Below are 15,230 nucleotides of genomic sequence, written 5' to 3' on the forward strand. Positions count from 1 at the left end.
ACGGGTTAAGGGCAAAATATCTCATGCAAATGGTTAACAATAGCTTCCCCTGCCCTGCCGTCCCCATAAGGAGAGATTCCCTTTGCCAGGGAGAAATAAGCATCTTGATCCTCGATGAGCCTTGCAACATTATGAACAATAAATTCTGTTTCAGCGCCGACCAGCATTCCCACTCCTTCTTCAATGATGGCAGGCCGTTCCGTTTCTTCCCGTAACACTAAAACAGGCACGCCAAGCGCGGGAGCTTCTTCCTGTATGCCTCCTGAATCAGTCAAAATAAGCATGGATTGAGACATCAAGTGTACAAATGCATCATAAGGCAAGGGAGAAATCAGCTCAATTCCAGGCTTATTGGCAAGCATGGAATAAACTACTTGGTGCACATTAGGATTGGGATGTACCGGTATTACATAATGTATTTGCGGGAATTTTAACGATAGTTCAAGGATCGCCTGGCAGATCTTTTGTAAATTTTCACCAAAATTTTCACGTCTATGGGTTGTGACGGTGATAATGCTTTTCTCTGTTTGGCGGTAATGTGTGTCAGTATGATTAAGAGTCCATAAAAGCGTATCGATGACCGGATTTCCCGTAACCATAATAGCAGAGGACCGGATGTTTTCCTGTAACAAGTTGATTTTCTCCTGTGCTGTTGGAACAAAATGCCAGGTAGCTAAAGGAGCGGTTAAGACTCGATTCATTTCCTCGGGAAAGGGATGCCTCGGGTTGTGAGTTCTTAGCCCTGCTTCAATGTGGCCGAACGGGATTTGATTGTAAAATGCAGTGAGCGCTGAAACAAAAACTGTGCTGGTATCCCCTGCTGCCAGCACGGCGTTGAACCGCTGCTCATGAAATAATACCTCAAGCTTCTCGCATAAATTTGCCGTGAGTTCGCCAAGAGTTTGGTTCTTTACCATAATATTTAAATCAAAATCGGGCTTGATATGGAATAAATCAAGCATATCATCCAGGAGGTTGCGATGTTGTGCGGTATTAATTACAGAGACGCAAGCCCAGGAGCTTTGCTGCAGCAAGCGAATGACGGGCATCATTTTAATGATTTCAGGCCTTGTACCTACGATGCAGCCAAAATGTATTTTATTTCGCAAAGTAAATCCATTAAATATCCTAGATTAAAGGTAAGTATAATTCATTTGAAAAGAAATGCAGGTATAGAAGATTTTGTGTTAATGTCTATGTAATTATGCAGGACATGGATGTTTTATGTTTGGCTTCAATTTTAATCGCGGCAAACGGAGCATTGCTTGTTGTCTCGGCGAAAAACAATTCGCTATTTCGGCAATTGAGAATAACCAGAAATTGCTCTTTAGCAAACATTGTGAGTTTGCAGAAAAAATCCCCCAGCTGATAGCCCAGGGGCTGGCTCGCGAGGTCGAAAGCTTGCATTTGATCGGCGCTTCTTGCGAGATGATTTTATGGCCTAGGCAATACCAGTTATTGCTCATGGATGCATTGGAAGTGCCGGAAGAGGAAATGGCCAAAGCTTTTCGGTGGCGGCTAAAAGGATTGGTCGAGTATCCCTTGAATGATTTGGCTATAGATGTTTTTTCTATCCCCTCCCATGGTGTAGCCGGCCGCAGAAAAAAAGTATTTGTGGCGGTTACTTCCATGTCTTCGCTGAAGGCTAAAATTGAAATTCTGGAAAAAGCTTTTCTTGAAGTTCAGGGAGTCGGCATCGCGGAGCTTGCCTTGCGTAACCTCGTAAGCCTCGCGCTTAACAATGAAATGGCGTCAGCTATGGTGATAAGCCTTGAAGACAAACTATGCCAGTTGCAGGTCATCTATCAAAATAAGCTTTATCTGGTTCGAGAGCTCCCGATGGGCCGCCATCTTAAAGAAGATCCAAAGGGTGCGGAAAGCATGCTTTTGGAAATCCAGCGTAGTATTGATTATTGCCTGAGTGAATTAAAATTGCCCGAGCCACAGGAGATTTTTTTCACGCCAATGTTCTATAAGGCAAAAAGCTTTTTGCAATATCTTGAGCGCGAATTGCATAAAGAGATTAAGTTGCTCGATATCAATGAATATTTGCAGGTGGAAACACCCATAGGCCTTAAGGCACAGCAGGACAGAATTTACAGCATTGGCGGGGCGCTTGCATTTAATTTCAATAACGACAAAGGGCAAAATCCGACATGACTCAAGAAGTGAACTTCCTTCGCTCCATGCCGGAGGCTCCACGATACTTGCCGGCAATGTGGATGGGCCTTGGCATACTTGCTTTGCTTTTGGTGTTAATATCCATTTCTTTGACGATGGGCGTTTATCAGTTTCAAGCAGCGCAACGGCTTGATGAAATCACCGCGCAACGCGAGATTGCAGAAAAGAATTTTCAGAAAATGGCCAAAGCTTATCCTTTATTGGCTACAGAGCGGCCATTGGTCGAACGGGTTACCGAACTGCAAGCCAAGCTGCAAGCCAAGCGGGAACAATTTAAAGAGCTCACTCATGCGACGCTCAGACATCCGTTTTCTCAGTATTTAAGCAATCTATCTATTGCTGTGCCGGAAGGCTTGTGGCTATCAACCATCAAAATTGATCAGAATGAAAAGAATTTATCGCTTGGCGGATATAGCCTGCAGCCTGTATTGGTGTCTATTTTTTTGCAAAACCTTAAAGAGGCTGCGGCTTTTAAAGCAATAGAATTTGATTTGTTTTATGTTAAAAAAGTCCCTGGCAAAAATTATATCGAATTTGAAATAGCGAATAAAAAGCTTACCAATCAGGAAGAGGATCAGGAAGACAAGCGGTGAAAGAACAATTGATTAAATTGCGGTTTATACTGGATCGCTTAAGCCTCAGGGAGCGGGTTATGATTTTGGTTACCTCGCTTTTGCTGATTCTTGTGCTCTGGATGTTTTTAATTTTTCTTCCGCAAAAAAACCGCATTGAAGAAATAAAACTTGTCGCCGCGGAAGAAAAGAAGCAAACGGCGTTTTTTGCAGAAAAGGGTAAAATAATTGAGCAACTTGCCCGAGATAAAACCCTGCTGGGTTTGATTAGAACCTATCAGGATATTCAGAAAGAAATACAACAAGTTGAACAGCAAATTACTCGTTTTAAGCATCGCTACATCAGCAGCCGTGATTTATCGAGGTTATTGTATTCCATTCTGGAGGAGACCCAAGGCGTAAGTATTGAAGATTTTTCGAATGCCCCCATTCAAAAGCGAGGAGAAGATGCTGCCCTGGCAAAGCCTCAACCATCTGTAAGCAGCGCTGTTTCCACTCAATCTGCGCTGCCGTCGGCATTGACGAATTTTAGCGGGCTATCCGGAGAAAGAACTCAGTATATTCTGACTTTAAAAGGGGATTATTTCTCGATCATGAATTATTTAAAACGCCTGGAACAAAGCCCCTGGCAGTTGTATTGGGACAAATTAAATTATAAAGTAGAAGCATACCCGCAAGCCCTGGCAGTCATAGAATTTTATACCTTGAAGCCCGCAAGCGGTCAGGCAACTACTGATGGAACGGTTAAATGAAACATGTTGTTTTATTTAATTTTTGCTTTCTTCTATTGGTTTTTCTACCAGGTTTTGCCGCCCCCCTAATGAATCCAGGCCGAGATCCCACAAAACCTCCAGCAGGGATAAGCGATGTCGCTGCCGCAGAAAAAGACGCCGTAGGCTTTGATTTGCAATCCATTATCATCAGCAATAGCCGCCGCATGGCAATCATCAATAATCGTCTTGTAAAAGTTGGTGATAACATTGGAGGGGCGAAAGTGGTTGCAATTGAAAGAAATGCCGTTGTATTGTCAGTGGCGGGAAGAAAGCTGATTATTCATTTATTTAAGCGCGGTATTTGGAACTAGAACGCAATGAGAAAAGTTTTTTTAATTTTAGTATTAAGCCTTGCGGCGTGCACCACCAATCAACCAAAGGATGGAACGGCTATCGATGAAATGAATGTAGATTTACGGCAAGGGATTGCTGAAAATGAAATGCTGCAATATAAAGCAGATCACGCAAAATCATCCAAAGTCATTTCCAAAGCGTTAATGCCTGGAATCAAGGTTCGCATCCCGCAAAAAAATCACCTGCAAAGGCGTTTTGATATTTCAGTGAAATCAACGCCGGCCCATGAATTTTACACGGCGCTTGCAGCAGATACGCCATTAAGTATTGTGGTCAGTCCGGATATTCAAGGTGAAATTAAAAACTTGAATCTGAAACATGTGACCATCGAACAGGTGCTGCAAACCTTGGAGAATCTTTATGGGTACGCCTATAATCCCATCCCCGGCGGTTATGAGATTCTGCCAAACAGCCTGAAAACACAGATGTATACAGTCAATTATCTTGAGCTGGAACGCAAGGGCCGCTCAAACATGCGCCTTTCTTCCGGAGAAGTAACGCAATTGCCGGCGGGAAGGACAACCAGCGGTATTTTGGGCGCAACGACGGCAACATCATTTGGCAATACCGCAACAGTTGAGAATAAAATTGGTGATGTTGAAACCAAAAGCACTATTGATTTCTGGAAGCAGCTGAAATCCACCCTCGAGAGTATTATCGGCACTGAGGGCGGGCGTAGCGTAACTGTGAATGCCATGGCAGGAGTCGTCGTGGTCCGCGCCCTGCCAAAAGAACTCAAGCAAGTCGAAACCTATCTCGATCTGGTGCAAAACAGCATGGACCGCCAAGTCATTCTGGAGGCGAAGATTCTTGAGGTAACGCTGAAGGATGAATACCAGATGGGTATCGATTGGCGCCTGTTTGGAGCGCGCTTGAATGCGCTGAGTAATTTTACAAGAGCTGGCGTGGATATTTCACCAGAAACGTTTCCTGACGCATTCAAAATAGATATCAACTGGAATCAAAGCTTTGAAACAACCATACAGGCTTTGGAAACGCAAGGTAATGTTCAGGTGCTCTCAAGCCCGCGAGTGGCGGCCATGAATAATCAGGTATCGATGATTAAAGTGGGCAGCGATGAATTCTTTGTAACCAATATCAATACCACCCAAAATTTTGTGACCACAGGAGGCGTTACCAATCCCACGCAGAACGTTGATTTAACGCCTTTTTTCTCTGGGATAACTCTCGATGTCACGCCGCAGATTAATGCCAATAATGATGTAACCCTCCACATTCATCCATCAGTCAGTGTGGTGAAAGACCAACGAAAGCGCATTAATCTTGGCCAGCAGGGCGGCGTCCTTGAACTGCCTTTGGCGCAAAGCACCATTCGTGAGTCAGATACCATTGTACACGCGAAAAACCGGCAAGTGGTCGTCATCGGCGGCTTAATGCAAAACCAGTCTGAAGAACAAATTGCTGAAATGCCTTATTTTGGAAATATTCCTTTTCTTGGCACCTTGTTTAGGGCAACCAAGCAAAACTCCAATAAAAGTGAGCTGGTCATCCTTTTGCGGCCAACCGTGATTAACCCGAAAAGCATGAATAAGCATTTGATTGAAACCACACAACAGTTCGCGCGTATGAAACGTGGCTTTAAAATCGGCAGCAGGCCTGACCTTTATGGTACAGAAGGCGAAGAGCCTGTGAGTTTTGGGCCTAAGGCAGGTTATTATAAACCGCAGCATTGATATGCAGGAGGGCTTTAAATGTATTTAGAGCATTTTAAATTGGCGAAACTGCCGTTCTCACTCACTCCCAATACGGAATTTTACTGTGAGCTGCCTGGCCATCAGGAGGCCTTGAATATCTTATTGTTAAGTCTTGAGCATGGCGAGGGCTTCATCAAGATATTAGGCGAGGTGGGAACGGGTAAAACCCTGCTGTGCCGGCTGCTTTTGAACGCGCTCAATGATCAGTATGTCACAGCTTATATTCCCAATCCCGATCAAGATGCCCATAGCCTTCGTTTGTCATTGGCGACTGAACTGGGTTTGAAACCTGAGAAGGGCATGACCCAGCACCAATTGTTGACTGCCATTAATATGCGCTTGCTGGAATTGCATAAGGCCGGTAAAAAAACGGTTTTAATCATCGATGAAGCCCAGGCTTTGCCGGATTCCTGCCTTGAAGCCATTCGGTTGCTGACCAACCTTGAAACGGAAGAAAAAAAATTGCTGCAAGTGGTTTTATTTGGCCAGCCTGAACTGGATAATAAACTGAATCAGAAAAATTTACGCCAGTTAAAGCAGCGCATTACGTTCTCGTATTCCTTAAAGCCGTTAAGCAAAAGCGAATTTGAAGTGTATATCTGCCATCGCCTGGCTAAGGCGGGTTATACTTATGGCTCAATGTTTTCCAAAAGCGCCAAAAAATATCTTTACCGGGCAAGCAAAGGCCTGCCGCGTTTATTGAACGTATTGTGCCACAAGGCATTGCTTGCCACCTATGGGCGCGGTGCCGGTATTGTGGATGTCAAAGCCGTCAAAAGCGCCATTGCCGATACGGAAAGCGCCTGGATAACCAAAAGCCACTCTAATTTAACCATGTATTTAATCAGCGGCCTTGCGCTGGTTTTGGTGCTGGGGGTCTATTGGAAGCTGGGGCTGCTCTGAGATGAGTTTACTGAATGAGATGCTAAAAGATCTCAATGAAACCAAAGCCAGGGCCAAGGCAACACCTTTGTACCTTCCCTTGCACAAGGAATCCTTTTTGCAAAAACTGCCGAGCGTTATCCCCTGGCTTTTTGCGACGTTTATAATCAGTTTGCTGGTTTTATTAATGACGCATGGCCTACAGATTAAAAAAGACAAAGAAATCGAAGGCGAGCCGGCAGCCCCTCTTCCTTCGGAGGCTCTGGTGCAAGTAAAACAACAAAAGCAGCCGGCAACCGCAAAACCTGCTGCAAACAAAATTCAGAATGAATCCTTAGGCAACCTGCCTGCCAGAAATGACCCATCAGAGCCATTATTTTTTGTGTTGCCTTCTTTTATTCCCGGCATATCACAGTTTCCCGACGAGGATTTTGCAGCCGAACCAACATTGGCGCCTAATGCCCATAAACCGATCTTGACGGCAGCAGTCAAAAAAACGGCTTCAAGCCTTTCAGCCAGAGAATGGCATGATTTGCACTTAAATGAAGCGCTTCAGGCAATAGAGGAAGGAGAGGAATCTCATGCCATTCAATTATTGACGATGATTCTTGCAAGATTCCCCGCCTCTGTCGAAGCCCGAGAAAGTCTTGCTGCCATCTATCTTTCCCGTGCCGACTTGACCAAGGCGATGACTATTTTGGACAAAGGCCTGGAGTATGAACCCGATTCGATAATATTGTCTAAAATGAAAGCAAGAATTTTTTTTGAGCAGGATAAAACGAGCAAGGCGTTGAAGCTGCTTGCCAGGTTTAAACCAGACATTCGCCAGGATCCGGATTTTTATGGGCTAATGGCCGCTATTCTGCAATCTTTGGGAAAGAATAATGAAGCTGGTGATCTCTATAAAAGACTGGTGGAAATTGAGCCTTCATGTGGACAATATTGGCTAGGCTATGGCATGGCGCTTGAGCAAAGACAGGCTTTTCAGCAGGCGGCAATCGCTTATCAACATGCCAGCCAAAGTTATGACGTTGAGCCTATGGTTCGTATCTATGCTGAGAACCGATTGAAACTATTGCAGGGTTAGTCATGAAACGAATACGCTTGGGCGAGCTTTTACTGAAAGAAAATCTGGTTGATCAAAAAACACTGGATAAGGCCGGCGAAATCCAAAAAAAAACCGGGAAAAAATTTGGCGCTATTCTGGTTGAAATGGGCGCTATCCAGGAGGAGCAGCTTCTGAGGCTGCTTGCCCGCCAGCTCGGCGTGATTTATGTCGATTTAAATTTTTATGATATTGACCAGTCCCTATCCCTGATTTTGCCAGAAACCTATGCCCGCCGATACCGGGCAATCGTTTTGGCCCGCCAGGATGGCGGTTACTTGATTGGCATGGCAGACCCGCAGGATATAAACGCTTTTGATGCGATTTCAAAAATCCTGAAAAAACCGATTACAATCGCGGTCGTCAGTGAAGACAGTTTATTGACTGCGCTGGATAGGATCTACCGCCGTACCCAGGAAATCACCCATTTTGCTGAAGAACTTTCCGGCGAGTTGGTCGATGAGCTGGCTGCCGCGGAAGATGAACTCTTCGATGAAGCAGTTGAAAGCGAAGAACAGGCGCCTGTTGTAAAGCTCTTGAACTCTCTTTTTCGTGATGCCGTACAAGCCCGCGCATCAGATATCCATATTGAGCCTGATGAAAAATCCCTCCGCATCCGCTTTCGCATTGATGGGGTGCTGAATGAAAATGTTATAAACAACAAGCGGATTTTAAATGCATTAATACAAAGGTTAAAATTACGTGCCCATCTCGACATAGCTGAGCGGAGAATACCCCAGGACGGGAGATTTAATTTTACTGTGAAAGGCCGTACCTTTGACGTGCGGCTCTCCACAATGCCGACTGCAAACGGCGAATCGGTGGTCATGCGGCTTTTAGATCAGTCAGCCCCTGTTCGCGACTTGGCAGAACTTGGCATTCCAAGGGAGATGGTCAAGCGCCTTGAATCCATTTATCAAAAACCCTACGGGATGTTGCTGGTCACAGGCCCTACGGGAAGCGGTAAAACCACAACCTTATACAGTATTTTAGCCAGATTGAACACGCCGGGGCGAAAAATTCTCACTGTAGAAGATCCCGTCGAATACCGCATCAACCGGGTCTGCCAGGTTCAGGTAAACCCCAAAATTGATTTGACTTTTGCCCGCATCCTCCGCTCCCTGTTGCGCCAGGATCCGGATGTCATTATGGTAGGTGAAATCCGCGATACGGAAACCGCACGCATCGCAATGCGCGCTGCTGTAACCGGCCATTTTGTACTGGCAACCCTGCATACCAATGATGCCTTAACTTCTGCCATGCGCTTAATTGATATGGGCGCTGAAGGTTATATGGTAGCAGCTGCTGTAAAAGCCATAGTCGGCCAGCGGCTGGTGAGGACTTTGTGCAAGGCATGCATGGAAGACAAATCCCCGGAAGAGGCAGAAATAATATGGCTTGAAACCATGGGCATTGATCCGAATCAAACCTTCAAAGCCGGCGCCGGATGCTCGCATTGCAGCTACCGGGGATATGTAGGAAGAGTTGGCGTTTATGAATTGTTGGAATTAAACAGGCCTATGCTTGAAGCCCTGCGCCTGAACGACGCTTCCCAGTTTGCCAGGGCAGCTTTAGCATGCGATACCTATCGGCCAATTTCCGAGGAAGTCATTGACTTACTGAAACAGGGCAAGACCTCGGTTAGCGAAGCTATCCGCGTAGTCGGCCAGCTCGATGAGGAATTCAGGCTGAGAGAGGTGAAACAGCGGGAAAAAATGCTTGGAAGCCAGCAATAACCTGCTTCCCAACATAGGTTCACGCGGGAAGCTGGGTTACAATGGTTATTTTTATGATGGAGTTTTGCTCATGAGCAACCCCAGGCTCGTTATCGGCATTAGTGGTTCCTCGGGTATTGTGTATGGCATCCGCTTGCTGGAAGCCTTAAAGGAAATGGAGGTGGAAACCCATCTGGTGGTCAGCAAGGCAGCGCAGTTAACGCGCGGGTATGAAACAAACCTGACCGCAAAGGACCTGAACTCGCTGGCTGATGTGGTGCATGCCTGCCAGGATATTGCAGCCCCTATTGCCAGCGGTTCTTTTAAGACCCTAGGGATGATTATCGCCCCCTGTTCCATGAAAACACTGGGTGAAATCGCGCACGGCACAGGCAGCAGCCTTCTCGCGAGGGCCGCAGATGTCACCCTCAAGGAAAGAAGAAGGCTTGTCATTATGCCGCGTGAAGCACCGCTACATCTCGTGCATTTGCAAAATATGGTGACCATCACGCAAATGGGCGGCATAGTTTTCCCGCCCGTGCCGGCTTTTTATAACGAGCCCCAAACTATCGCCGATCTGGTGAATGACAACATAGGCCGCGTCCTTGATTTATTCGGGCTTGACAATACGCTGGCCAGGCGTTGGGACCAGTAAAAAACGCGGCAATGCCGCGTTTTTTACTGGTAGTATGCTATTACTGAACTTTCTGTTTTGCTGGACTCAAATCGTCATGCTGTTCCTCTTCCTGATTCTCTTGAATATCAATTGTGGGCGGCTGCTTAAACATACCGACTTTTGGAATAGATACAGGAGTGCTGGTTTTTTTATCAACTCCATCTTGTGATCCTTCTATAACACTGTCATCCTGCTGTCGCTGTTCTAACACAGGAGGTTGCTGATCTTGGGAATCATTATCCTTTAATAGCTTTTTATTTATTTCGTTTTTCTGAAGCAGTTGAGGTAAAAGGGTAGATGGCTTTTGCTTATCTTCCTCATCTTCATTTCGATTGAGAACAACATATTCTTCCGCCTGCGTTTGGCTGCTGGGGTTAAATAATTTGCCAACTAAAGATGCTATTCCTTTCAACACCAGCAATCCTGAAGTGACGGCAAGCGCGCCAGCGAGAGCAACTGATGCGGTAGCCACGCCAAACGCCGCGGCTCCCATGTAAGCAAAAAGCGGGGTGGCAGCAAGCGCGCTGATTAAGGCTCCCGCGGGCGGGAATAACAGGATGACTGCGGCAATAGACAAGGCAACAATGGCGAAAGCTATGGCACCAAACACCATGCCCTTCCAGTGGTTACGTAAAAATTCCAACATGATTAAATCCTCCCAAAGTAAAAGAGGTTCAATTATATCAGTTAAAATCAAGATAAGAAGCGAAAAATAAACAATAATTTGTTAATTATTTGTTAAGAGCTTGTCATTTTTGATAGCGGGTAGGGTCAGGGACATTGGCTTTGGCAAAGCCTTCGGCCCTAAATACGCAGCTGTCGCATGCGCCGCAGGCTTCACCCTCGTTGTTTAAGCGATAGCAGGATACCGTGAGCGAATAATCCACCAAAAGTTCAGTGCCAGTCTTGATGATTTCGGCTTTGCTAAGGTGGAGCAAGGGAGCCGCAATGCGGATGCGTGCTCCCTCAACTGCGGCCTTGGTGGCAAGGTTTGCCATCGCCTCGAAAGCTTTGATATATTCCGGCCGGCAATCAGGATAGCCTGAGTAATCAACGGCATTGACGCCTATGAAAATATCAAATGCGCCAAGTGCTTCGGCATAACCCAATGCGATGGCAAGAAAAGTCGTATTGCGCGCCGGAACATAGGTTACCGGGATATTTTGGGAGGCATTATAATTTGGCACGTCGATGGACATGTCCGTTAGGGCCGAGCCGCCGAATTGCTCCATATCAAGCTTCACAATGCGGTGCTCGCAAACTGCTGATCGTTCGGCAATCCGCTTTGCCGCCAGCAATTCATAAGCATGGCGCTGGCCATAATCAAAACTTAAAGCATAGCAGGAAAAACCCTGAGCCTTTGCCAAGGCAAGACAGGTAGCAGAGTCAAGCCCGCCGGATAAAAGGACGACAGCCTTTTTCATGGATACAACCGTGATACACAAAAATGAAATTTTATCATGCAAGATGAGGAAGCTTCCAGTACATCAGGCAAGATCATATCATGGTGCTTCAAGAAAATTCTCCGGGCAGCAAAGCTTTGATTTCCCAGTGATGGCTGATGGCTTTGCTTGCCGTCAAGGTTTATTTTGAAATTTGCCACCTCTATCAGGGAGCTGCTAAAATGCGCCACACGATAGCGATTGAATGCAAATCCATGGCGCAAACAATAATTCCTGTGATTCTTGCAGGCGGCTCCGGTACCCGTCTTTGGCCTTTGTCCCGTAAAAATTTCCCAAAGCAGTTTTTGCGCCTGCAAAGCGATGCCACACTCCTTCAGCAAACGCTGGCCCGGGCATTAAGCCTTTCCTGTTCCGACTGCTTAATCATCAGCAATGAGGCACACTATTTTCTCTGCCAGGAGCAGTTAAACAGCGCAGGCTGTACTTTAACTTACCTGCTTGAGCCCTGCGCCCGAAATACCGCGCCCGCGGTGGCAGCAGCGGCCCATTATATTGCCAGGCATTTTGGCGAAGATGCTGTCATGCTCATTTTGCCTTCTGATCACTGGATAGGCGATGTGGCCAGTTGGCGTGAGGCCATCGCTTGTGGTGTAAAAGCCGCAGCCAGCAATTCCGGCATCATCACGTTCGGCATCAAGCCCACCAGCGCCAAAACAGGATATGGGTATATCGAAGCCGTGGATACAGGGCAAAGTCCGCTTAAAGTTAAAAGCTTTCGCGAAAAGCCTGATGTTCAGACAGCAGAACTGTTCATTCAGCAGGGGCATTACTTCTGGAACAGCGGCATGTTTGCCGCGAAAGCCGCAACCTGGCTTCATCAATTCCAGCTGCATGCCAAAGACATTTATCGATTCTGCGATGAAGCCGTCTTTCATGCGCATCATCATCATGATTTTTTCCGCCTGGATTTAAATGCTTTTTCACAGTGTGAAAACCAGTCCATCGATTATGCTGTGATGGAAAAAACCAGTGCCGCTTATGTGATTCCAACAACCATGCCCTGGAGCGACCTTGGCTGCTGGACAGCCGTTGCAGAAGCAAATCCGCTGGATGATGACGGCAACGTGCTTCAAGGGAACGCCATTGCAAAAGACAGCAAGAATTGCCTAATCAGCAGTGAAAAAACGCTGGTCACTGCTTTGGGGATAAAAGATCAAATTATTGTCGCAACCGCTGACGCCATACTGGTTGCGGATAAACGTTACTCACAACAGGTCAAGGACATGGTCAGCGCCCTTGCCAGCAAACATCCGCAGTTGGCTGATGAGCACCTTCGCGTACTGCGCCCCTGGGGATATTATGAAATTCTGGCAGAAGGAGAAACGTTCAAAGTGAAACGCCTGATGGTCAAGCCGGGTGCCAAACTCTCTTTGCAAATGCACCAACGCCGCGCCGAACATTGGGTGGTTGTCAGTGGCGAGGCAGAAGTCATCAATGGTGACAAGCTGCTATGCCTGGGCGCCAATCAATCAACTTATATCCCGCAAAAAACCCGCCACAGGTTGGGCAATCCCGGAAGCCATCCTTTATATGTCATTGAAGTCCAAAGCGGCGATTATCTCGGCGAGGATGACATCATCCGTTTTGATGACATATATCATCGCGAAGTAGAACTACCCTAAACTGAAAACACCAATAAATAAACGTAAAAAATCTGACATTTATGTAAAGATTACGCTCATCATCTTGTTGGCAAAACACAGCCTATGTTATAAAGTGATATAAAAGTGTACATATTGTCTTTTTGATCACAAAATTAATAGTGCAGTGATTACCGTTGCCCGAGGTGAGGCCATGACCAGCGAAAACAGCATCTTGCTCCACACGTCTTTTAATGCCCTGTATGAAGCAGGGCAAGGGAAAGTGCGCGAGTTGTATGCGAGCTATCGACGAGGCGAAAAACTTGATCTCGATATTCAAGACCTTTTTTATAACCGCATGCCGCTTGCCGAGACTGTTGCTGTTTATGAAAACAAACTGCAAGCGATTAATCCAGCTACATTTCCTTTTTTTAATGAAGCGCAAAAAAAAGCATTGAAAGAAGAATTACTATTTGCGTTTTACCTCTTTTCAGCACAATACAACCTGGATGACGCAGAAAGCAGGCGCCAAAACCTTCATAAACTTGGCACCCAGATTAAGCGCTGCGCAGACTTGCTGTTTATGCTGGAACACTCTATTCCTACGCTCGAAAATCATCTTGCATATGAAATTAATTCTTACGGGCGTCATTTAAAATATTTGGGGTTAACGGTTATAGCCCCCTTTATTGTTAAAAAAGTTCAGGAATTGATTGAGAAGGACTCTGTGCCTTTGACTAAGGCAAAGGAAGGCATCGAGAAAGAGCTTAAAGAGATCGATCCCGATTATAGCGAAACAGGGCAAATCAGGGAGTGGATGGGGGCGCTCAATGAGCGACGGCTTTACTGGGTGTGGGGCGATGGGTTTTTGGCCAGTGTTTTAAGCCTGCTGCCTGCTGATTTTGGCCATCGTCTTGAAGCCGAGCAAACATTGGGGACGGTGCGCCATGTGGCCGGTTATGTCAGCTGGATCCTTTATTATTCCCGCTTCGGTATTAATCTTGGCCTGCTGCTGAAGCATGCAATCCAAGGTCCGTGGATGAAAGAGAAAGAAACACAAATCCCCGCATGGGATCGCTTCAAAACCCAATGGAATCAGCGAAAGTTTAACTTGTTAAATGATTCCATCTGGGCAACCGTGAATCTTGTGACTTTTTTCTGGCTGACTGGCAGCAGCTGGCTTGGTTACTCAGGAAATCTCTTAACTGTTGGCCTGTTGCTGGTAGATACTGTCCTTTCCATCTGGCGGTTTTATGAGGAAAGTACGGCTTACAACAAAACCATGCTACGCTACGAAAATGACCTTGAAGCGTTAAATGAAAAAATCAGGGACACCGAAGCCGCGCTTACAATGGATGAAGAAAATGCGATGCTTCAGGATAAGCTTGCAGCCTTGACCATCGAACAAGAAAAACTTTTGGCTGACCGCAAGCAAACTGAGATGGAGTGGCGTTATAAAAAATATAAAGCGGCGGCGGGCTTTGCCTATTCCACAGGTTTATTGGCAGGTTTTATCGTGATGTGCTGCATCATGCCGCCAGGCGTCTTGCCGGCAACGGCTCTTGTGTTAGGTGTCGCAGGCGCTGCTGTCTGTTTTGCGCTGACTGTGGCTTATAACGCGGTTACCAGCGCTTTGGATATTGGCCAAATTGCCCAACAGCGGCAATTGCTAAAGCAGGAGCGGCAAAAACTGGTTGATGAGTTTCTTAAAAGCAATGATCCCGATGAGAAAAAATTTCTTTATCTTGAAATCATGCGCCTTGATGCCGAGTCCAGCTATCAGGGTAAAAAAATTGCGTTTCAAACAGCCCAGCTCATCCGCAGCATTTTTATTGATGCCATGATGCCCGTACTGATATTTACTGCATTAACCTTTATGCCCACTGGTATCGGCATTGGGGTGATTGCAGCAGGGCTGGCTTTGGCGGTGATATCGCGCTTGATTTTAAACCAATTTGAACCCGGCAAAGCTAAAGCGCCAGAATTTGACGAAGCTGCCTATGAATCGTTCGCTCGGGAATTACCCAAGCAACATAGGCAAACAGCCGGAACATTCGGGTTGTTTGCACGTCCGCGAGAGGAGCAGCCTTTGCTGCAACAGCGACATGGCGAAGAAAGTTCGGATGATGAGCAGCTGAATTTTACCCAGTAGCATTGTAGCCCGGATTAGGCGAAGTCGTAATCCGGGTTCTCTTTGGAATTTCCCCGTATTAC

The 15,230-nt window shown here is 46.3% G+C and carries 14 protein-coding genes; 11 read left to right on the top strand and 3 right to left on the bottom strand.

The features are described 5' to 3' along the window. Positions 1–5 precede the first annotated feature (5 nt). Positions 6–1,109 carry a non-hydrolyzing UDP-N-acetylglucosamine 2-epimerase gene (wecB, locus tag Llon_RS10545; RefSeq protein WP_083503323.1) on the bottom strand — a complete coding sequence of 368 codons (1,104 nt, stop codon included), beginning with the start codon at positions 1,107–1,109 and terminating at the stop codon, positions 6–8. A gap of 115 nt (positions 1,110–1,224) precedes the next feature. Between wecB and Llon_RS10550 the strand changes: the two genes are divergently transcribed. The 9 genes from Llon_RS10550 (at position 1,225) to Llon_RS10590 (ending at position 9,952) form a co-directional block, all read left to right on the top strand. Further along, positions 1,225–2,160 (top strand): hypothetical protein, encoded by a 936-nt coding sequence (locus tag Llon_RS10550; protein WP_058530009.1) that lies wholly within the window; start codon positions 1,225–1,227, stop codon positions 2,158–2,160. Then, the gene (locus tag Llon_RS10555) at positions 2,157–2,774 is read left to right on the top strand and encodes a PilN domain-containing protein (RefSeq protein ID WP_083503324.1); all 618 of its coding nucleotides are present in this window, start codon (positions 2,157–2,159) and stop codon (positions 2,772–2,774) included. The genes Llon_RS10550 and Llon_RS10555 overlap by 4 nt, the downstream gene beginning before the upstream one ends. Beyond that, positions 2,771–3,505: a hypothetical protein gene (locus Llon_RS10560; RefSeq protein WP_058530011.1), complete on the top strand. Its 735-nt coding sequence runs from the start codon at positions 2,771–2,773 to the stop codon at positions 3,503–3,505. The genes Llon_RS10555 and Llon_RS10560 overlap by 4 nt, the downstream gene beginning before the upstream one ends. Beyond that, positions 3,502–3,837, top strand: a complete 336-nt coding sequence (locus Llon_RS10565; protein ID WP_058530012.1) for a general secretion pathway protein GspB — start codon at positions 3,502–3,504, stop codon at positions 3,835–3,837. Before Llon_RS10560 ends, Llon_RS10565 begins: the two co-directional genes overlap by 4 nt. 6 nt (positions 3,838–3,843) lie before the next feature. Beyond that, positions 3,844–5,574 (top strand): pilus (MSHA type) biogenesis protein MshL, encoded by a 1,731-nt coding sequence (gene mshL / locus Llon_RS10570; protein ID WP_058530013.1) that lies wholly within the window; start codon positions 3,844–3,846, stop codon positions 5,572–5,574. 18 nt (positions 5,575–5,592) lie between these two features. Beyond that, a complete protein-coding gene (locus tag Llon_RS10575; protein ID WP_058530014.1) occupies positions 5,593–6,498 on the top strand; it encodes an ExeA family protein in 906 nt (301 codons plus the stop codon). Between the two features lies 1 nt (position 6,499). Then, on the top strand, positions 6,500–7,564 hold the full coding sequence (locus tag Llon_RS10580; protein WP_058530015.1) for a tetratricopeptide repeat protein: 1,065 nt from the start codon (positions 6,500–6,502) through the stop codon (positions 7,562–7,564). Between the two features lie 2 nt (positions 7,565–7,566). Continuing rightward, positions 7,567–9,318 (top strand): GspE/PulE family protein, encoded by a 1,752-nt coding sequence (locus tag Llon_RS10585; protein WP_058530016.1) that lies wholly within the window; start codon positions 7,567–7,569, stop codon positions 9,316–9,318. 70 nt (positions 9,319–9,388) lie between these two features. After that, entirely contained in the window at positions 9,389–9,952 is a 564-nt protein-coding gene (locus tag Llon_RS10590) for a UbiX family flavin prenyltransferase (protein WP_058530089.1), read from the top strand. Between the two features lie 40 nt (positions 9,953–9,992). Here Llon_RS10590 and Llon_RS10595 read toward each other — a convergent pair whose 3' ends face one another. Both Llon_RS10595 and queC read right to left on the bottom strand, forming a co-directional pair. Next, the gene (locus Llon_RS10595; RefSeq protein ID WP_058530017.1) at positions 9,993–10,619 is read right to left on the bottom strand and encodes an MFS transporter; all 627 of its coding nucleotides are present in this window, start codon (positions 10,617–10,619) and stop codon (positions 9,993–9,995) included. Positions 10,620–10,722: 103 nt separating this feature from the next. After that, positions 10,723–11,397 (bottom strand): 7-cyano-7-deazaguanine synthase QueC, encoded by a 675-nt coding sequence (gene queC / locus Llon_RS10600; RefSeq protein WP_058530018.1) that lies wholly within the window; start codon positions 11,395–11,397, stop codon positions 10,723–10,725. Positions 11,398–11,630: 233 nt separating this feature from the next. Between queC and Llon_RS10605 the strand changes: the two genes are divergently transcribed. Then, positions 11,631–13,058 (top strand): mannose-1-phosphate guanylyltransferase/mannose-6-phosphate isomerase, encoded by a 1,428-nt coding sequence (locus tag Llon_RS10605; RefSeq protein WP_058530090.1) that lies wholly within the window; start codon positions 11,631–11,633, stop codon positions 13,056–13,058. 172 nt (positions 13,059–13,230) lie between these two features. Then, on the top strand, positions 13,231–15,168 hold the full coding sequence (locus Llon_RS10610) for a hypothetical protein (RefSeq protein ID WP_058530019.1): 1,938 nt from the start codon (positions 13,231–13,233) through the stop codon (positions 15,166–15,168). Positions 15,169–15,230: the final 62 nt, after the last annotated feature.

The organism is Legionella londiniensis (assembly GCF_001467825.1).
Taxonomy (GTDB): domain Bacteria; phylum Pseudomonadota; class Gammaproteobacteria; order Legionellales; family Legionellaceae; genus Legionella_A; species Legionella_A londiniensis.